Origin of the sequence: Streptomyces sp. NPDC097619 (assembly GCF_040302735.1) — a bacterium.
GTDB lineage: Bacteria > Actinomycetota > Actinomycetes > Streptomycetales > Streptomycetaceae > Streptomyces.
Genome location: NZ_JBEOSD010000104.1, coordinates 1 through 16,892 on the forward strand (window position 1 = coordinate 1; position 16,892 = coordinate 16,892).

Below are 16,892 nucleotides of genomic sequence, written 5' to 3' on the forward strand. Positions count from 1 at the left end.
GCCCACGGGTGCAGGGTCCAGTGGAAGAGGGTGGTGGCGAGCGCCGTCTGCATGGCGTCCGCGGAGTCGACGGGCGCGGTGCCCGGCGGCGGGCGGCCGGGCCTCCCGCACGTACACCGTCCTCAGGCCGCCGGGGCCAGCTGGAAGAGCGCCCACACCACCTTGCCGGTGAGCCGGCCCGAGGCGGGGGCGGCGTCACCGGTGAAGAGCGGGGACGGGTGCCAGCCCCAGCTGTCGCTGTAGGAGTCCACCAGGAACAGCCCGCGGCCCGACTCCGCGTCGAAGTCGGCGTCCTCGCCGGTCGGGGAGTACTCCCGCCCGGTCCGACCCGGCCCCTGACCGCTGGGGTCGCGCACCGCGCACACCAGGCGGGTGCTCCAGCGCATCAGGTGCAGCCGGACCAGTGGTTCCAGTTCGCGGTCCCGTTCACAGTCCCGGGCGCCCTCGGGCAGCGCGTGCCGCAGGGCGTTGGTCACGAGCTCCGAGACCACCAGGGCCACGTCGTCGAACCGCTCCTGCAGGCCCCACTGGCCCAGCGTGGACTTGGTGAACGTACGGGCGCCCCGCACCGCCTCGAACCTGGCGGGCAGGGCGCAGGACGCGGAACCGGAGGCAGCCGTGGGGTCGACCGGGGGAAGCCCCTGCCGTAAAGGCTCGAGCATGGTCGATCCATTCGTCCCCATGCGAGGCACTCCCGGTAAGTCGCGGACGGAGCGGTACTGCGGGGCGGGCCCTGTGCGCGCACGTGTGGAGCAGGCGTTCGCGCGGCACCAGGATTCCGAATGGGTCAGGCAGATGCAAGGGCAGATGCACGTGCACGCGCCCTCTCTGTCCGTTCCCGTACGGTTTCTTGCTCATTTCTTCCTCCGCATACTTACGGACTTCTTTTCCGGCAACCACGATTCCGTTACGGAACGAGTACGGGTGGATGCGTTTTGGTGGCAGACTGCGGGAACGGGACGCGGGGGGCCCGACGCACACACACATCGCGATGGGGAGGGTCGGAGCAGTGACCGCGACGGGATCCTGGGGGTCCCCCCATGCCGAGGGCCAAGGAGGCGGTTCGGTCGTACGCCGGATCCTCCTGGGGTCCCAGCTCAGGCGATTGCGCGAATCCCGCGGGATCACCCGCGAGGCGGCCGGCTACTCGATCCGTGCGTCCGAATCGAAGATCAGCCGCTTGGAGTTGGGAAGGGTGAGCTTCAAGGCCAGAGACGTCGAGGACCTCCTCACCCTCTACGGCGTCACCGACGGGGCCGAACGGGCCTCGCTGCTGGGTCTCGTGCGCGAGGCCAACGCCGCCGGATGGTGGCACAGCTACGGGGACGTCCTCCCCGGTTGGTTCCAGACCTACATCGGCCTCGAAGGCGCCGCCTCCCTCATCCGGGTCTACGAGGTCCAGTTCGTGCACGGACTCCTCCAGACCGAGGCCTACGCGCAGGCCGTGGTCCGCCGCGGGATGCCGGCGGCCGGTGCGGCCGAGGTGGACCGCCGGGTCGCGCTGCGCCTGGAGCGCCAGAAGGTGCTCGTCGCGGAGAACGCCCCCGTCTTCCACGCCGTCCTCGACGAGGCCGCCCTGCGCCGCCCCTACGGCGACCGGGCCGTCATGCGGGGCCAGTTGGAACACCTGATCGAGTTCTCGCAGCACCCGAACGTGCGCCTCCAGGTGATGCCCTTCAGCTTCGGCGGGCACGCGGGCGAGAGCGGGGCCTTCACGATGCTCCGCTTCCCCGAGTCGGACCTCCAGGACCTCGTCTACCTCGAACAGCTGACCAGCGCCCTCTACCTGGACAAGGAGGAGGAGGTCGCCCAGTACGGGCGGGCCATGGAGCGGCTCCAGGCCGACTGCCCGGATCCCGACGGCACCCGGGATCTTCTGCGCGGACTGCTCCAACTGTCCTGAACCACACGTAGGATGACGGCAATTCAGCAGTGAAATGGCGTCTTCGGGGTCCGGCGGGGCGCGCAACGGTGCGTACGCCGCTCGCAGTAAGGGATGGCATGTCCGTATTCACCGATCTGGCTCACCAGTACATAGACGGCGAATGGCTGGCCGGAACCGGCTCCTGGGACATCATCGACGTCAACCCCTACAACGGGGACAAGCTCGCCGCGATCACCGTGGCCACCGTCGAGCAGGTGGACCGGGCCTACCGGGCCGCCGAGCGCGCCCAACGCGACTGGGCGCTGACCGGCCCGTACGCGAGACGCGCGGTGCTGGAGGAGGCCCTGCGGCTGACGACGGAGCGCGAGGCCGAGATCATCGAGGCGATGGTCGACGAGCTCGGCGGCACCCGCGGCAAGGCGGGCTTCGAGGTGCACCTGGCCAAGGAGTTCCTGCGGGAGGCCGTGCAGCTGGCCGTCCGGCCCGAGGGCGCGATCCTGCCCTCGCCCTTCCCGGGCAAGGAGAACCGGGTCCAGCGGCTGCCCGTGGGCGTGGTCTCCGTGATCAGCCCCTTCAACTTCCCCTTCCTGGTCACCCTGAAGTCCGTGGCCCCCGCCCTGGCGCTGGGCAACGCCGTGGTGATCAAGCCGAACCAGAACGCCCCCGTGGTCGGCGGCGGGGTCATCGCCAAGATCTTCGAGGACGCGGGCCTGCCCGCCGGACTGCTCAACGTCCTCGTCACCGACATCGCGGAGATAGGCGACGCCCTCCTCACCCACCCGGTGCCGAAGGTGATCTCCTTCGCCGGGTCGGACCGGGTGGGCCGACACGTGGGCGCGGTGGCCGCCCGACACTTCAAGCGCACCGTGCTCAACCTCAGCGGCAACAGCGCCCTGGTGGTCCTGGACGACGCCGACCTGGACTACGCCGTGGACGCGGCCGTCTTCAGCCGCTTCGTCTACCAGGGCCAGGTCTGCATGGCCGCCAACCGGATCCTGGTGGACCGCTCGGTGTTCGCCGAGTTCAGCGAGAAGTTCACCGCGCGGGTGCGGTCGCTGAAGACCGGCGACCCTCGCGAGGAGGACACCCAGATCGGCCCCCTGATCAACTCCTTCCAGGCGGACGCGCTGACCGCCCTGGTCGACCGGGCCCTCGCGGAGGGCGCCACCGCCCTGGTCCGCGGGACCACCCGGGGGAACCTGGTCGAGCCCACCGTGCTGACCGGCCTCCCCGAGGGCTCCCCGCTGCTGGGCCAGGAGATCTTCGGGCCGGTGGCCCTCCTGGTGCCCTTCGACGGGGAAGAGGACGGGATTCGGCTGGCCAACGCCACCCCGTACGGACTGAGCGGGGCCGTGCACACCCGGGACGTCGAGCGCGGGGTGCGCTTCGCGCAGCGGGTGGACACCGGGATGATGCACGTGAACGACTCCACCATCGGGGACGAGCCGCTGGCCGCCTTCGGCGGGGAGAAGGCCTCCGGTCTGGGCCGCCTCAACGGCGACGCCACCGTGGAAGCCTTCACCACGCAGAAGTGGATCTCCGTGCAGCACGGGCGGGCCGTCTTCCCGCTCTGACCGCGCGATCCGCCGGCCCGGCCGGTCGCCCCGGGCCGTCGCCGGGACCGCACCGCGAGCCCGTGTCGAATCGCCGCCCGGACCGGGCGGCAATGCGGACAGGATCTGACCTGACGGCTCCGTAGCGTGGTGTCCGTCAGCCGGGGAAGCGCCCCGGACGGATGCTGCAGAAGGCGGTTCGGTCATGGTCACCCACGTTCCCGCGGAGTCCTACGGCGACGAGCGCGGCGCGCTCCTGTCCTTCGCCGCGGCCCAGCGCGGCGCCCTGCGCCGGTCGGTCCTCGGCCTCACCGAGGAGCAGGCCGCGAGCCGCCCCAGCGCGAGCGAGCTGTCCCTGTCCGGGCTGCTCAAGCACGTGGCCGAGGTGGAGCTCAACTGGCTGCGGCTGGCCCAGCAGCGCCCCAACGAGAAGCAGCGCACCCAGGAGACCTGGGGGGACGGCTTCCGGCTGGTCGGTGAGGAGACGGTGCCCGAGATCCTGACCTTCTGGGACGGGGTGGTCGCCGAGATCGAGGAGCACGTGCGCACCGCGCCGAGCCTGGACGACACCTTCCCGCTGCCCCCGGCCCCCTGGTTCCCGCAGGACGGCAAGGTGTCGGTGCGCTGGCTGGTGCTGCACCTGATCGAGGAACTGGCCCGGCACGCCGGGCACGCCGACATCGTCCGCGAGTCCCTGGACGGGAAGACCGCCTTCGAGCTGGTCGCCGCGGAAGCCGAGGCCGGGACCGGGACCGGGTCCTGAGCCCCGCCGGGCCGCCGGCGCGGGGGACCGGCGGCCCGACTTGCACCTCACGTGACGTGAGGACCCACAGTGGAGCGCGTACCGAACACGTCGAGTACACACCGAACACGTCGAGTGCGCCGAGTACACCGGGTGCACCGAGCACAGGATCCGATGGGTGGAGCGCGCGAGGATGAGCTGGTCCGTGGGGCAGGTCGCCGGGTTCGCCGGAGTGACGGTGCGGACCCTGCACCACTACGACGCGATCGGCCTGCTCTGCCCGAGCGGGCGCAGCGGGGCGGGGCACCGGCGGTACGAGGACGCCGACCTCGACCGGTTGCAGCGGATCCTGTTCTACCGGGAGCTCGGCTTCCCGCTCGACGAGGTGGCGGCCCTCCTGGACGACCCGGACACCGATCCGCAGGCGCACCTGCGCAGGCAGCACACGCTGCTGGCGGACCGGATCGCCCGGCTGACCGAGATGGCCGCCGCCGTGGAACGCGCGATGGAGGCACGCAGGATGAGCATCGACCTGACCCCCGAGGAGAGGTTCGAGGTCTTCGGGGACCACGATCCGGAGCAGTACGCCGAGGAGGCCGAGCAGCGCTGGGGGGACACGGACGCCTACCGGGAGTCGGCCCGCCGCACCGCCGGGTACACCAAGGCGGACTGGGCGCGGATCAAGGCGGAGGGCGAGGAGCTGAACGCGCGGCTGCTGGCCCTGATGGCGGCCGGGACCCCGGCCTCCTCGGAGGCCGCGATGCACGCCGCCGAGGAGCACCGGGCGCAGCTGTCCCGGAACTTCTACGACTGCCCGCACGCCATGCACCGGTGTCTGGGCGAGATGTACGTGGCCGACCACCGGTTCACCGAGAACATCGACAAGGCGGGGGAGGGACTGGCGGCGTACCTGAGCGAGGCGATCGTCGCGAACGCCGCCCGGCACGGGGCCTGAGGGGGCGGGCCGGACGCCCGCCGTCACCGGGAGGGGGCGGCCTCCCGTATCGTCAACGAATCGCAAAGCCGACCCCGCCCGGGACTGGAACCGGGCGGGGGCGGCGTGCGTTGATAATTGAGGGCGACTTCTCGCGCCTCCTGCCCCGCACCGCCGCGAACCCTTCTGGAGCCCGGATCCCGTGTACACGACGCTCGCACTAGGCCCCGAGTGGCTGTCCCCGGACTACCTGATCGAGAACTTCGGTCTCATCGGGATCCTGGTCATCGTCTTCGCGGAGTCGGGGCTCTTCGCCTTCCTGCCGGGTGACTCCCTGCTGTTCACGGCCGGTCTGCTGGTGGCCGACGGCAAGTGGATCGACGAGCCGCTGTGGCTGGTCTGCACCCTGATCGTGGCCGCCGCCATCATCGGCGACCAGGTCGGCTACATGATCGGCAAGTTCTTCGGGCCGAAGCTCTTCAACCGGCCGAACTCCAAGCTCTTCAAGAAGGAGAACCTGGACAAGGCGCACGAGTTCATGGACCGGCACGGCCCCAAGGCCATCGTGCTGGCCCGCTTCGTGCCGATCGTGCGGACCTTCGCCCCGATGGTCGCGGGCGCCGGTTCGATGAAGTACCGCACCTTCCTGACCTACAACGTCATCGGCGGCGTCAGCTGGGGCGCGGGCGTCACCATCGGCGGCTACTACCTGGGCCAGATCCCGTTCATCAAGGCCAACGTCGAGCCCATCCTGGTCGGCATCGTGCTGATCTCGGTGATCCCGGTGGTCATCGAGGTGCTGAAGGCCCGCAAGGAGGGCAAGCAGGCCGCCGCGGCCCCCGGGGTCGACGGGGCCGCCCCGGTGCAGCAGCGCGGCCGGCACGCCAAGCGCTGACGCCCGCCTTCCGCGTCGCGAGGGGCCACCCGGCCGGACCGGGTGGCCTCTCCGCGCGTTCGGGGGCCCATCGGGGGCCTCCCGGCGCCCCTTCCCGCCCCCGGGGGCACCGGAGGGGCGTACGGGCCCCCTGGAGCCCCGTGGCGGGCCCCGCCGGGCCCCGGGCGGGCGGCCCGTGCCGGCCTCGGTCGGCTCAGAAGCCGCGGGTCCGCTTGGCCGCCTGCCGGTTCGCGGCCCCCGGCACCCGCAGGAACAGCCGCGAGACCTCCGAGCCCAGGTTCACCCCGATGGCGATCGCCAGCGCCAGCGCCACCGCGTTGGTGAGCGAGGCCAGACCCTTGTCGAGCCGGTTCTCCGCGATCGACAGCAGCCCGAAGTAGGTGGCCGAACCGGGCAGCAGCGGGCCGATGGCCGCGGTCACGTACGGCAGGGCCGAGGTGTGCCGGTACCGGGAGAGCAGCTGCCCGAAGAGGCCCACCAGCCCGGCCGCGATGGCCGTGGACGGCACCGGGGCCATCTCCCCCGCGTAGTGCAGGGCCCCGAACACCGACCAGGCCACCCCGCCGTTCAGGGTCACCATCACCACCGTCGAACGCTCCTGCTGGAGCAGCAGGGCGAAGGTCAGCACGAGCACCAGCGAGGCCGCGATCTGCACCGGGGGCCGCTCGGTGATCTGGAGGACCGCCTCCGGGTCCAGCGGCGGACCGAGCTGGAGCCCCAGGTAGAGCACCACCAGTACGCCGACGATGATGCCGATGAAGAGGTACATGACCTCCAGGAGCCGGGCCGCGGCGGTGATGTAGTAGCCGGTCAGCCCGTCCTGCACGGCCGCGACCAGGGCCCGCCCCGGCAGCAGCGCGAACAGCCCACCGGTGATCACCGCGGAGGAGCGCACGTCCGCGTGCGCCAGCGAGAGCGCCACCCCGATCGCGGCGGGCGGCATCGCCGCCACCACGAACTGGTAGAACTCCGGCAGCCCGCGCCCCGCCGCCAACCAGGCCAGCCGGTCCCCGAGCACCGCGCCCAGCGCGGCCGCGAAGAAGACCAGCACGCCACCGCCCACGAGGGTGGAGGCCGCGCCCGCGAGGAGCCCGGAGGCCGCCGTGAGCACCCAGGTGGGGTACGGGTGGCGGTTGCGGCGGATCTCCGCCATCCGCCGGTACGCCTCCTCCAGGGAGACCTCGGCCTCCGGGGTGCTGATGTCGGAGACCAGCCGGTAGACCGCCTCCAGCCGGGTGTAGTCGGTACCGCGGCGGCGCACCGTGCGGCTGGCCGAGACCGGGTCCTCGACCAGCGAGGGCTGGTGCGTGATCGACAGCATGGTGAAGGTGACGGTGGGCTCGCACCGGTCCAGCCCGTAGGAACGGCAGACGGCGAACATGGCCGCCTCCACGTCCTCCGAGCCCTCGCCCCCGGCGAGCAGGAGCTCCCCGATGCGGAGGGTGAGGTCGAGCACGCGCCCCACCGCGGGGCCGGACTCGTCCGGCTTCGGGGCGAGCTCCGGCACCGGCCGGTCGCCCACCGGCATCCGGAGCATCGTCCGCATCCGGTCCTGCCAGGGGGACTCGCCCATCCGGGAGACCGCGAAGTTCTGCGAGGAGGTGTACGCGGGCGGCGAGTGGTGCGCGCTGTACGTGCTGGGCTGGGCGAAGGCGGAACCCTCCGGGGGCGCCGCGGACGGCTCCTCCAGACCCTTCGGAACGGAGAACTCCGAGGTCGGATGGTCCTCCTCCACGGGCCCCGGATCCACCACCCCGGGCGGCGCCGTGAACGCGCTCCGCGCCTCGTCGGACTTGGGTTTCCCCAGGTCCCGATCGTCTGCCCCCTCGGACTCCGCCACTCGCTCTCCCACCGTCCCGGCCCGTGATCCAAGTATGCGGAATCGTTTCGTCCAAGGTGTACCGGGAGCCGCCCGTCGGGGGGCGCACCGGGACGGGCCACCGGGGCGCTCCCGGCGGGGTTCCCGGACGCGGACGCGCCGGAGGGCGGCACCCGTACGGGTGCCGCCCTCCGGTCACGCGGAGCGGGCCCCGGCGGGCGCACCCCTCACGGGCACGGACCGGGGCCGGGGGCTCAGTGGCCGCCCTGCTCCTGCAGACGCTTGAAGGAGCGCTCGATCTCGGCCTCGGCCTCGGTGCGACCGACCCAGTCGGCGCCCTCGACGGACTTGCCGGGCTCCAGGTCCTTGTAGACCTCGAAGAAGTGCTGGATCTCCAGGCGGTCGAACTCGGAGATGTGGTGGATGTCGCGCAGGTGCTCGACGCGCGGGTCCGAAGCCGGGACGCAGAGCAGCTTGTCGTCGCCGCCCGCCTCGTCGGTCATGCGGAACATGCCGATGGCGCGGCACTTGATCAGGCAGCCCGGGAAGGTGGGCTCGTCCAGGATCACCAGGGCGTCCAGCGGGTCGCCGTCCTCACCCAGGGTGTTCTCGACGAAGCCGTAGTCCGTCGGGTAGCTGGTCGAGGTGAAGAGGCGACGGTCCAGACGGATCCGACCGGTCTCGTGGTCCACCTCGTACTTGTTCCGCGAACCCTTCGGGATCTCGATGGTGACGTCGAACTCCACGTCCTGCTCCTCCATGATCGGAATGCTTCGAGTGACAGCGCGTCCGCCCTGAGGCCGGGTGCCATGCTCGCGGCAAGACGCAGTGGTTAAGTGTCCCTCACGCAATGCCGTGATCGCGAAAGGGGCTGGTCCGAGGTGCCACCGATGAGGAGCTGGCAGCTCGCCGCGGGATCCGCCGCGGCCGGACTGGCCCTCGCGGCCGGGGCGATCGCCGTGGCCGGACCCTGGGACAACGGTCAGCGTACGGCCGAACGGGCGCACGCCGCCGCCCTCGGGCGCAGTGGCGCACATCACGGTACGCGGCCCGCCGGAGACCCCGTCCGGGCCCGCCCCGACGCCGCGCCCAGCGCCCCCGGGGTCCTCCCCGGCACTGTCGCCCCCGGCACGGCCCCGGCCGGCGCCGCGACCGGGCTCGCGGAGGCCCTGCGGCCGCTGCTGGCCCGACCCGCCCTCGGCCCCGGCCCCGCCGCCTCCGTGGTGGACGCCGCCACCGGCCGGGTGCTCTTCGCCGCCGGCCCCGGCCGGCCGGTCACCCCCGCCTCCACCATCAAGATCGCCACGGCCGCGGCAGCCCTGTCCGCCCTCGGCCCCGAGCACCGCATCGAGACCCGCACCGTGGCCGCCCCCGGCGGCCCGGTGGTCCTCGTGGGCGGCGGCGACCCCACCCTCACCGCCCGGACCGGCCGCACCGACGGGGCCTCCCTGCGGGTGCTGGCCGCCGACACCGCCAAGGCCCTCAAGGCGGCGGGCCGCACCTCCGTGACCCTCGGCTACGACGCCGGGCTCTTCACCGGCCCGACGGCCCACCCGATCGGCGCCGGCAACGAGAACCTCGCCCCCGTCACCGCCCTCGCGGTCGACCAGGGCCGCCTCGACGCCTCCACCTCCGGAACCGCCGCCCGCGGCGCGGACCCGGCCGCCGACGCCGCCCGTGCCTTCGCGGCGGGGCTGGCCCGCGAGGGGGTGACCGTCACCGGCCGGCCCGCCCCCGTGAAGGCCGCCGCCGGCGCCGCCCCGCTGGCCATCGTCCGCTCCGCCCCGCTCGCCGTCCTCGTCGAGCGGATGCTGACCCAGAGCGACAACGACATCGCCGAGGCCCTGGCCCGTCAGACCGCCCTCGCCTCCGGCGCCCCGGCCTCCTTCGAGGGCGCCGCGAAGGCCGTCACCGCCCGGCTCGCCGCCCTCGGCCTGCCCATGGCGGGCACCCGCTTCGCCGACGGCAGCGGCCTGGACCGCCGCGACCGGCTCACCGCCGCGTTCCTCACCGCGCTCCTCGCCGAGGCCGCCGACCCGGCCCGCCCCGCACTGCGCCCCCTGCTGACCGGCCTGCCCGTGGCCGGGTTCACCGGCACCCTGCGCGGCCGCTACACCGGCCCCGGCACCCCGCCCGAGCCCCTGGCCCCGGGCCTGGTCCGCGCCAAGACGGGCACCCTCAGCGGGGTGAACTCCCTGGCCGGCACGGTGGTCACGCCCTCCGGACGGCTGCTGTCCTTCGCCTTCCTGGCCACCGACACCCCCTCCGCCGAACAGGCCCAGCCGGCCCTGGACGCCCTCGCCGCCGCCCTCGTCACCCACGGCTGACCCCGGCCGACCTGCGGCGACCGGGAGGGCGAGCCGGAAAAGGGCCGTCGCGGCCCGCCCCGAATCGCCCCGGCCCCCGTACGGTTGACGCATGACGAGCATCGGTGGTGCGGCACCCTCGGGGATGATCGACTGGAACCTCGCGGTGGCGACCGCGACCCGCCTGGTACGGCCCGGACCGGAGGTCACCCGGTCCGAGGCCCGCGAGATCGTGGCCGAGCTGCGCAGGCACGCCAAGGAATCGGAACGGCACGTCCGGGCCTACACCCGGATGCTCCCCGAGGACTCCGGCGCCCACGACACCCCGGTCCTGGTGGTCGACCGGGCGGGTTGGGCCAAGGCCAACGTGGCCGGCTTCCGCCAGCTCCTGACCCCCCTCCTGGACCGCATGCAGGAGCGCAGGGGCCCCGGCGGAGCCGTCCTCGGCAACGTCGGCGGCAAGGTCACCGGGGTCGAGCTGGGCATGCTGCTCAGCTTCCTGGCCTCCCGGGTCCTCGGCCAGTACGAGACCTTCGCCCCGGCCTCCGGGGACCTGCCCGGCTCCGAGGCGGGCGGCCGCCTCCTGCTGGTGGCGCCCAACATCGTCCACGTCGAGCGCGAGCTGGAGGTGGATCCGCACGACTTCCGGCTCTGGGTCTGCCTGCACGAGGAGACCCACCGCACCCAGTTCACCGCGGTGCCCTGGCTCCGCGACCACCTGGAGGGCGAGATCCAGTCCTTCCTCGGCGCCACCGAGATGGACCCGTCCACCGTCCTGGAACGGCTCCGCGAGGCCGCCCAGTCCCTGGCCGGGGCCCGCCCCGAGGGCGAGGAGGACGGCCGCTCCCTGGTCGAGCTCGTGCAGACCCCCGAGCAGCGCGAGGTGCTCGGCCGCCTCACCGCCGTGATGTCCCTCCTGGAGGGCCACGCCGACTACGTCATGGACGGGGTCGGACCCGAGGTCGTGCCCTCCGTGGCGGAGATCCGCGAGAAGTTCCAGAAGCGGCGCGCCAGCGGCGCCGGCCGGCTGGACGCCGCCCTGCGCAAGCTCCTCGGTCTGGACGCCAAGCTCCGCCAGTACCGCGACGGCGAACGCTTCGTCCGGGCCGTGGCCGGACAGGTCGGCATGGACGGCTTCAACCGCGTCTGGACCTCCCCCAACACCCTGCCCACCAAGGCGGAGATCGCCCGCCCCGCCGACTGGATCGCCCGGGTGCACCGCCTCGGAGCGGCGGGTGACGGCGCCGCCCCCCGCGACCCCGGACCGAGTGAGGCACAGGAGTGACGCGGGAGGTGTGATGGTGTCCCTGTGAAGGCTTCAGCATCACCCGTCCGAGGGACCGTGGGCCGTGGATAGGCGTGCGATGCTCAGGGAACGGCTCGTCTCTGTCACCATCGACGCACTCTGAGTGACATCCCGGTCCGGTCCTGACTCCCGCGGACCGGGCCCCGGACACCCCCGGGGTCACCCGAGCCGCTCCGAGTCACCTGAGCCACACACACCTCCACCGAAGGGCACCGGACATGGGTCCCCATCCTGCGGTCGCGGCGATACGCCTGGCGGTCCGCCGCGTTCTCCACGACGTACTCACCGACGCCACCGGCCGCGCCCCCGGCGCGGACGCGGACGGCGCCGCCGACGCGCGCCCCCTGGTGCTCGTCGCCTGCTCCGGCGGCGCCGATTCCATGGCGCTCGCCTCCGCGCTCGCCTTCGAGGCCCCCAAACTCTCCGTGCGCGCCGGCGGGATCACCGTCGACCACGGCCTCCAGGCCGGCTCCGACCTGCGCGCGGCCGAGGTGCTCGGCCGGATGGCCGCCCTCCGCCTGGACCCCGTCGAGTCGGTCTCCGTCCGGGTCGGCCGCGGCGGAGGCCCCGAGGCCGCCGCCCGGGACGCCCGCTACGGAGCCCTGGACGACGCCGCGGAGCGCCTCGGCGCCGCCGCCGTCCTGCTCGGCCACACCCGCGACGACCAGGCCGAGACCGTGCTTCTCGGCCTCGCCCGCGGCTCCGGGATCCGCTCGCTCTCCGGCATGGCCGAGAAGTCCGCAGGCACCGCCACCCGCGCACCCGGCCGCTACCGCCGGCCCTTCCTGGGCATCGACCGCCAGACCGCCCGCAAGGCGTGCATGGTGCAGTCCCTCCCCGTCTGGGACGACCCGCACAACACCGATCCGGCCTACACCCGCTCCCGGCTCCGCCACGAGGGTCTGCCCGCCCTGGAGAAGGCCCTCGGCAAGGGCGTGGTCGAGGCGCTGGCCCGGACGGCCCAGCTCTCCCGCGACGACGCCGACGCCCTCGACAGCTGGGCGGCGCAGGCCGATGACACCGTGCGCGACGAGACGGGTCGCCTGGAGTGCGCCAAGCTGTACGCCCTGCCCCCCGCCGTGCGCCGCCGGGTGCTGCGCCGGGCGGTGCTCCGGGCGGGCTCCCCGGCGGGCTCGCTCTTCGCCCGCCACATCGAGGAAGTCGACCGTCTCATCACCGGTTGGCGGGGTCAGGGGGCCATCAACCTGCCCGGCCGCGTCGAGGCCCGGCGGCAGGGTGGCAGACTTGTCATCCGGCAGGGCTGAGTGCTGAACCACGGCCGGGGCCGGACGGGGGACCGTCCGGGGCCGGACCGCCAACGAAAGCGATGCGGGTGAACGAGAAGGACATGGGCAGCGATCTTGCTTCGGTGCTCATCACCAAGGAAGAGATCGACGCGAAGCTGGCCGAGCTGGCCGCGAAGATCGACGCGGAGTACGCGGGCAAGGACCTCCTCATCGTCGGCGTGCTCAAGGGCGCCGTGATGGTGATGGCGGACCTGGCGCGCGCCCTCTCCACCCCGCTCACCATGGACTGGATGGCGGTGTCCTCCTACGGCGCCGGCACCCAGTCCTCCGGGGTCGTCCGGATCCTCAAGGACCTGGACACCGACATCAAGGGCAAGCACGTCCTGATCGTCGAGGACATCATCGACTCCGGGCTCACGCTGTCGTGGCTGCTGTCGAATCTCGGCTCCCGCGAGCCCGCCTCGCTGGAGGTCGTGACGCTGCTGCGCAAGCCCGACGCCGCCAAGGTCGCCATCGACGTGAAGTGGGTCGGTTTCGACATCCCGAACGAGTTCGTGGTCGGCTACGGCCTGGACTACGCGGAGAAGTACCGCAACCTGCCGTTCGTCGGGACGCTCGCCCCGCACGTCTACGGCGGCTGATCGACCCTCCGCGAACCCGGACTTCACCCCGGCGGCCCCCAGCCGCCGGGGAACCCCGGGGGATTTCCCGCCGTTGGAGCATGGGAAGGCGGGATTGTCAGCCGTCGCAACACGTCACGGGTGACAATGCAGGGGTACATTCCGAAGAACAGCTTTTCAGACACAAGCAGCTACCCACAGCAGCATCTACCTACGGGCAGGAGGGACGGGGCGCAGTTCGCCCCGTATGGATGGACGTGAAGCGATACTTCCGTGGGCCGGTCATGTGGATCGTGCTGGCCGTCCTCGCCGTGGTCGTGTTGATGAACGTCGTCGGTTCGTCCGGCGGCTACAAGACGGTGGACACCAGCAAGGTTCTGCACGCGATCAGCCAGAACCAGGTCGAGTCGGCGAAGCTCACCACCGGCGACTCCCAGATGATCAAGATCGAGCTGAAGGACGGCCAGAAGCTCGACGACAAGGACAGCGGCTCCAAGTTCCAGGCGAACTACATCGGCAACCAGGGCGTCGACATCGCCAAGCAGTTGCAGGCCGCCTCCGACAACGGTCAGATCCCGGACGGGTACGCCGTCACCCCGGACAAGACGAACCCGTTCCTCGGGGTGCTGCTCTCGCTGCTGCCCTTCGTCCTGATCGTCGTGGTGTTCCTGTTCCTGATGAACCAGATGCAGGGCGGCGGCTCCCGGGTCATGAACTTCGGGAAGTCCAAGGCCAAGCTCATCACCAAGGACACCCCGAAGACGACCTTCGCCGACGTGGCCGGGTCGGACGAGGCGGTGGAGGAGCTCCACGAGATCAAGGAGTTCCTGCAGGAGCCGGCGAAGTTCCAGGCCGTCGGGGCGAAGATCCCGAAGGGCGTGCTGCTCTACGGCCCGCCCGGCACCGGCAAGACCCTCCTCGCGCGGGCCGTGGCCGGTGAGGCCGGGGTGCCGTTCTACTCGATCTCGGGTTCCGACTTCGTCGAGATGTTCGTCGGTGTCGGTGCCTCCCGGGTCCGTGACCTCTTCGAGCAGGCCAAGGCCAACGCCCCGGCCATCGTCTTCGTCGACGAGATCGACGCCGTCGGCCGGCACCGCGGTGCGGGTCTCGGCGGCGGCCACGACGAGCGCGAGCAGACGCTGAACCAGCTGCTCGTGGAGATGGACGGCTTCGACGTGAAGGGCGGGGTCATCCTGATCGCCGCCACGAACCGTCCCGACATCCTCGACCCGGCGCTGCTGCGTCCCGGCCGTTTCGACCGCCAGATCGCGGTGGACCGTCCGGACATGCAGGGCCGCCTGGAGATCCTCAAGGTCCACCAGAAGGGCAAGCCGGTCGCCCCGGACGTGGACCTGTCGGCGGTCGCCCGCCGCACCCCCGGCTTCACGGGTGCCGATCTGTCGAACGTCCTGAACGAGGCGGCGCTGCTGACCGCCCGTTCGGACAAGAAGCTGATCGACAACCACATGCTGGACGAGGCGATCGACCGTGTGGTCGCGGGCCCGCAGAAGCGGACCCGGATCATGTCGGACAAGGAGAAGAAGATCACCGCGTACCACGAGGGCGGACACGCCCTGGTCGCGGCGGCTTCTCCGAACTCCGACCCGGTCCACAAGATCACGATCCTGTCCCGTGGTCGGGCCCTGGGTTACACCATGGTCCTGCCCGACGAGGACAAGTACTCGACCACGCGCAACGAGATGCTCGACCAGCTGGCGTACATGCTGGGCGGGCGCGCGGCGGAGGAGCTGGTCTTCCACGACCCGACCACCGGCGCGGCCAACGACATCGAGAAGGCCACGGCCACGGCCCGCGCGATGGTCACCCAGTACGGCATGACGGAGCGCCTCGGCGCGATCAAGTTCGGCGGGGACAACACCGAGCCGTTCCTGGGTCGTGAGATGGCGCACCAGCGCGACTACTCGGAAGAGGTCGCGGCGCTGGTCGACGAAGAGGTCAAGAAGCTCATCGAGACCGCGCACAACGAGGCCTGGGAGATCCTCGTCGAGAACCGCGACGTCCTCGACAACCTGGTCCTCGCCCTCCTGGAGAAGGAGACGCTGGGCAAGGAGGAGATCGCCGAGATCTTCTCGGCCCTCGTCAAGCGCCCGGCCCGTCCCGCGTGGACCGGCTCCTCCCGGCGCACCCCCTCCACCCGTCCGCCGGTGCTCTCCCCCAAGGAGCTGTCGCTGACGAACGCCGCCAACGGCAGCGCGGCTGCCGCCCCGGCCCCGGTGTCGACGGAGAAGTCCGACGCGCCGGCCGCCGAGGAGCGACCGGAGGGCTGACCGGCCGCCGGACGCGTCCGGCCCGGAATGGATGCCGCGCCCCCCAGGATCTAGCCTGGGGGGCGCGGCACTTTTTCGGCCCGCGCGTGGACACAGGAACGAGGAACGAACAGATGACGGACCCAGTGACCCTGGACGGCGAGGGCACGATCGGCGAGTTCGACGAGAAGCGCGCCGAGGCCGCCATTCGTGAACTCCTCATCGCCGTCGGCGAGGACCCGGACCGCGAGGGACTCCAGGAGACCCCGGCCCGGGTGGCGCGCGCCTACAAGGAGATCTTCGCGGGTCTGTGGCAGAAGCCGGAGGAGGTCCTGACCACCACCTTCGACCTGGGCCACGACGAGATGGTCCTGGTGAAGGACATCGAGGTGATGAGCTCCTGCGAGCACCACCTGGTGCCCTTCCACGGGGTGGCGCACGTCGGGTACATACCGTCCACGGACGGCAAGATCACCGGTCTGTCGAAGCTGGCCCGCCTGGTGGACGTGTACGCCCGCCGGCCGCAGGTGCAGGAGCGGCTGACCACCCAGATCGCCGACTCCCTGATGGAGATCCTGGAGCCCCGCGGCGTGATCGTGGTCGTGGAGTGCGAGCACATGTGCATGACCATGCGCGGGGTCCGCAAGCCCGGGGCGAAGACCATCACCTCGGCGGTCCGCGGCCAGCTCCGCGACCCCGCCACCCGCAACGAGGCCATGAGCCTGATCATGGCCCGCTGAGCGGGTCCGGAAACGACGCGGCGGCCCCCACCCTCGGGTGGGGGCCGCCGTCGTGCGTGCGGGGTCCGGCCGGTCAGGCGCGGGCGCGGGAGGCGCCGTCGGTGTCGTCCCCGTCCTCGGGGAGTCGGCAGACCCGCTCCAGGAAGAGGGCCGCGGCGATCACGGCGGCTCCGGCGAGGACCGACAGGCCCGCGTAGAGGGCCTGGTCCCGGCGGGCGGGCACGTCGAGGCCGTCCATCAGCAGGAAGACGCCCGTACCGCCGTAGGCCCCGGCCACGAGGGCCGCGACCAGGGCGCTGGCCTGGGCGAAGACCACGGAGCGGGCCGCCATGAGCGGCTCCACTCCCTTGGCCCCGGGGCGGCGCTCCCGCTGGGCCTTGAGCCGGGAGCGCAGCGACAGCGCCGTGGCCAGCAGGACCGCGGCGATCACGGCCAGGACCACGGGGGCGGCCAGCGGGACCCCGGGCAGGTTGCCGTAGGCGTTCCACAGTCGGGCGCCCGCCCAGGACAGCACCCCGGCGATGAGGAAGATCCCCGCCAGGACGCCCGCTTTCAGTTGCTTCACGTGCCCGTTCCCC

At 72.1% G+C, this 16,892-nt stretch carries 15 protein-coding genes; 11 read left to right on the forward strand and 4 right to left on the reverse strand.

From position 1 onward, the window contains the following. Positions 1–122: 122 nt before the first annotated feature. The gene (locus ABTZ17_RS24905; protein ID WP_352197924.1) at positions 123–662 is read right to left on the reverse strand and encodes an ATP-binding protein; all 540 of its coding nucleotides are present in this window, start codon (positions 660–662) and stop codon (positions 123–125) included. A gap of 329 nt (positions 663–991) precedes the next feature. On the opposite strand from ABTZ17_RS24905, the gene ABTZ17_RS24910 reads away from it, so the two are divergent. The 5 genes from ABTZ17_RS24910 to ABTZ17_RS24930 all read left to right on the forward strand — a co-directional run bounded on the left by ABTZ17_RS24910 (position 992) and on the right by ABTZ17_RS24930 (position 6,009). Next, positions 992–1,903 carry a Sco1979 family transcriptional regulator gene (locus tag ABTZ17_RS24910; protein ID WP_352197925.1) on the forward strand — a complete coding sequence of 304 codons (912 nt, stop codon included), beginning with the start codon at positions 992–994 and terminating at the stop codon, positions 1,901–1,903. A gap of 98 nt (positions 1,904–2,001) precedes the next feature. After that, the gene (locus ABTZ17_RS24915; protein ID WP_352197926.1) at positions 2,002–3,459 is read left to right on the forward strand and encodes an aldehyde dehydrogenase family protein; all 1,458 of its coding nucleotides are present in this window, start codon (positions 2,002–2,004) and stop codon (positions 3,457–3,459) included. 184 nt (positions 3,460–3,643) lie between these two features. Then, positions 3,644–4,201, forward strand: coding sequence for a DinB family protein (locus ABTZ17_RS24920; RefSeq protein WP_352197927.1), 558 nt, complete (start codon positions 3,644–3,646; stop codon positions 4,199–4,201). Between the two features lie 172 nt (positions 4,202–4,373). After that, positions 4,374–5,135: a MerR family transcriptional regulator gene (locus tag ABTZ17_RS24925; RefSeq protein ID WP_352197928.1), complete on the forward strand. Its 762-nt coding sequence runs from the start codon at positions 4,374–4,376 to the stop codon at positions 5,133–5,135. Between the two features lie 181 nt (positions 5,136–5,316). Continuing rightward, positions 5,317–6,009 (forward strand): VTT domain-containing protein, encoded by a 693-nt coding sequence (locus ABTZ17_RS24930; protein ID WP_502994830.1) that lies wholly within the window; start codon positions 5,317–5,319, stop codon positions 6,007–6,009. A gap of 193 nt (positions 6,010–6,202) precedes the next feature. On the opposite strand, the gene ABTZ17_RS24935 is transcribed toward ABTZ17_RS24930, so the two are convergent. Next, entirely contained in the window at positions 6,203–7,849 is a 1,647-nt protein-coding gene (locus tag ABTZ17_RS24935) for a threonine/serine exporter family protein (protein ID WP_352197929.1), read from the reverse strand. Positions 7,850–8,082: 233 nt separating this feature from the next. Further along, complete coding sequence (locus tag ABTZ17_RS24940; protein WP_226734267.1) at positions 8,083–8,574, reverse strand: inorganic diphosphatase; 492 nt, start codon at positions 8,572–8,574, stop codon at positions 8,083–8,085. Between the two features lie 144 nt (positions 8,575–8,718). On the opposite strand from ABTZ17_RS24940, the gene dacB reads away from it, so the two are divergent. The 6 genes from dacB (at position 8,719) to folE (ending at position 16,314) form a co-directional block, all read left to right on the forward strand. Further along, positions 8,719–10,155: a D-alanyl-D-alanine carboxypeptidase/D-alanyl-D-alanine endopeptidase gene (gene dacB / locus ABTZ17_RS24945; RefSeq protein WP_352197930.1), complete on the forward strand. Its 1,437-nt coding sequence runs from the start codon at positions 8,719–8,721 to the stop codon at positions 10,153–10,155. 91 nt (positions 10,156–10,246) lie between these two features. Beyond that, positions 10,247–11,419 (forward strand): Rv3626c family coenzyme F420 biosynthesis-associated protein, encoded by a 1,173-nt coding sequence (locus ABTZ17_RS24950; RefSeq protein ID WP_352197931.1) that lies wholly within the window; start codon positions 10,247–10,249, stop codon positions 11,417–11,419. Positions 11,420–11,658: 239 nt separating this feature from the next. Next, positions 11,659–12,705: a tRNA lysidine(34) synthetase TilS gene (gene tilS / locus ABTZ17_RS24955; RefSeq protein WP_352197932.1), complete on the forward strand. Its 1,047-nt coding sequence runs from the start codon at positions 11,659–11,661 to the stop codon at positions 12,703–12,705. Between the two features lie 62 nt (positions 12,706–12,767). Continuing rightward, on the forward strand, positions 12,768–13,328 hold the full coding sequence (gene hpt, locus ABTZ17_RS24960) for a hypoxanthine phosphoribosyltransferase (protein ID WP_352197933.1): 561 nt from the start codon (positions 12,768–12,770) through the stop codon (positions 13,326–13,328). Between the two features lie 230 nt (positions 13,329–13,558). Further along, positions 13,559–15,595: an ATP-dependent zinc metalloprotease FtsH gene (gene ftsH / locus ABTZ17_RS24965; protein WP_352197934.1), complete on the forward strand. Its 2,037-nt coding sequence runs from the start codon at positions 13,559–13,561 to the stop codon at positions 15,593–15,595. Positions 15,596–15,708: 113 nt separating this feature from the next. Continuing rightward, positions 15,709–16,314 carry a GTP cyclohydrolase I FolE gene (folE, locus tag ABTZ17_RS24970; RefSeq protein WP_352197935.1) on the forward strand — a complete coding sequence of 202 codons (606 nt, stop codon included), beginning with the start codon at positions 15,709–15,711 and terminating at the stop codon, positions 16,312–16,314. Between the two features lie 73 nt (positions 16,315–16,387). Here the strand turns inward: folE and ABTZ17_RS24975 are convergent, their stop codons facing one another. Further along, the gene (locus ABTZ17_RS24975) at positions 16,388–16,879 is read right to left on the reverse strand and encodes a DUF3180 domain-containing protein (protein ID WP_352197936.1); all 492 of its coding nucleotides are present in this window, start codon (positions 16,877–16,879) and stop codon (positions 16,388–16,390) included. Between the last annotated feature and the right edge of the window lie 13 nt (positions 16,880–16,892).

Coding starts and splice junctions, on each gene's coding strand:
- ABTZ17_RS24905 (WP_352197924.1), bottom strand. CDS start 662: ATGCTCGAGCCTTTACGGCAGGGGCTTCCCCCGGTCGACCCCACGGCT.
- ABTZ17_RS24910 (WP_352197925.1), top strand. CDS start 992: ATGGGGAGGGTCGGAGCAGTGACCGCGACGGGATCCTGGGGGTCCCCC.
- ABTZ17_RS24950 (WP_352197931.1), top strand. CDS start 10,247: ATGACGAGCATCGGTGGTGCGGCACCCTCGGGGATGATCGACTGGAAC.
- ABTZ17_RS24925 (WP_352197928.1), top strand. CDS start 4,374: ATGAGCTGGTCCGTGGGGCAGGTCGCCGGGTTCGCCGGAGTGACGGTG.
- ABTZ17_RS24920 (WP_352197927.1), top strand. CDS start 3,644: ATGGTCACCCACGTTCCCGCGGAGTCCTACGGCGACGAGCGCGGCGCG.
- hpt (WP_352197933.1), top strand. CDS start 12,768: ATGCGGGTGAACGAGAAGGACATGGGCAGCGATCTTGCTTCGGTGCTC.
- folE (WP_352197935.1), top strand. CDS start 15,709: ATGACGGACCCAGTGACCCTGGACGGCGAGGGCACGATCGGCGAGTTC.
- ftsH (WP_352197934.1), top strand. CDS start 13,559: ATGGACGTGAAGCGATACTTCCGTGGGCCGGTCATGTGGATCGTGCTG.
- ABTZ17_RS24915 (WP_352197926.1), top strand. CDS start 2,002: ATGTCCGTATTCACCGATCTGGCTCACCAGTACATAGACGGCGAATGG.
- dacB (WP_352197930.1), top strand. CDS start 8,719: ATGAGGAGCTGGCAGCTCGCCGCGGGATCCGCCGCGGCCGGACTGGCC.
- tilS (WP_352197932.1), top strand. CDS start 11,659: ATGGGTCCCCATCCTGCGGTCGCGGCGATACGCCTGGCGGTCCGCCGC.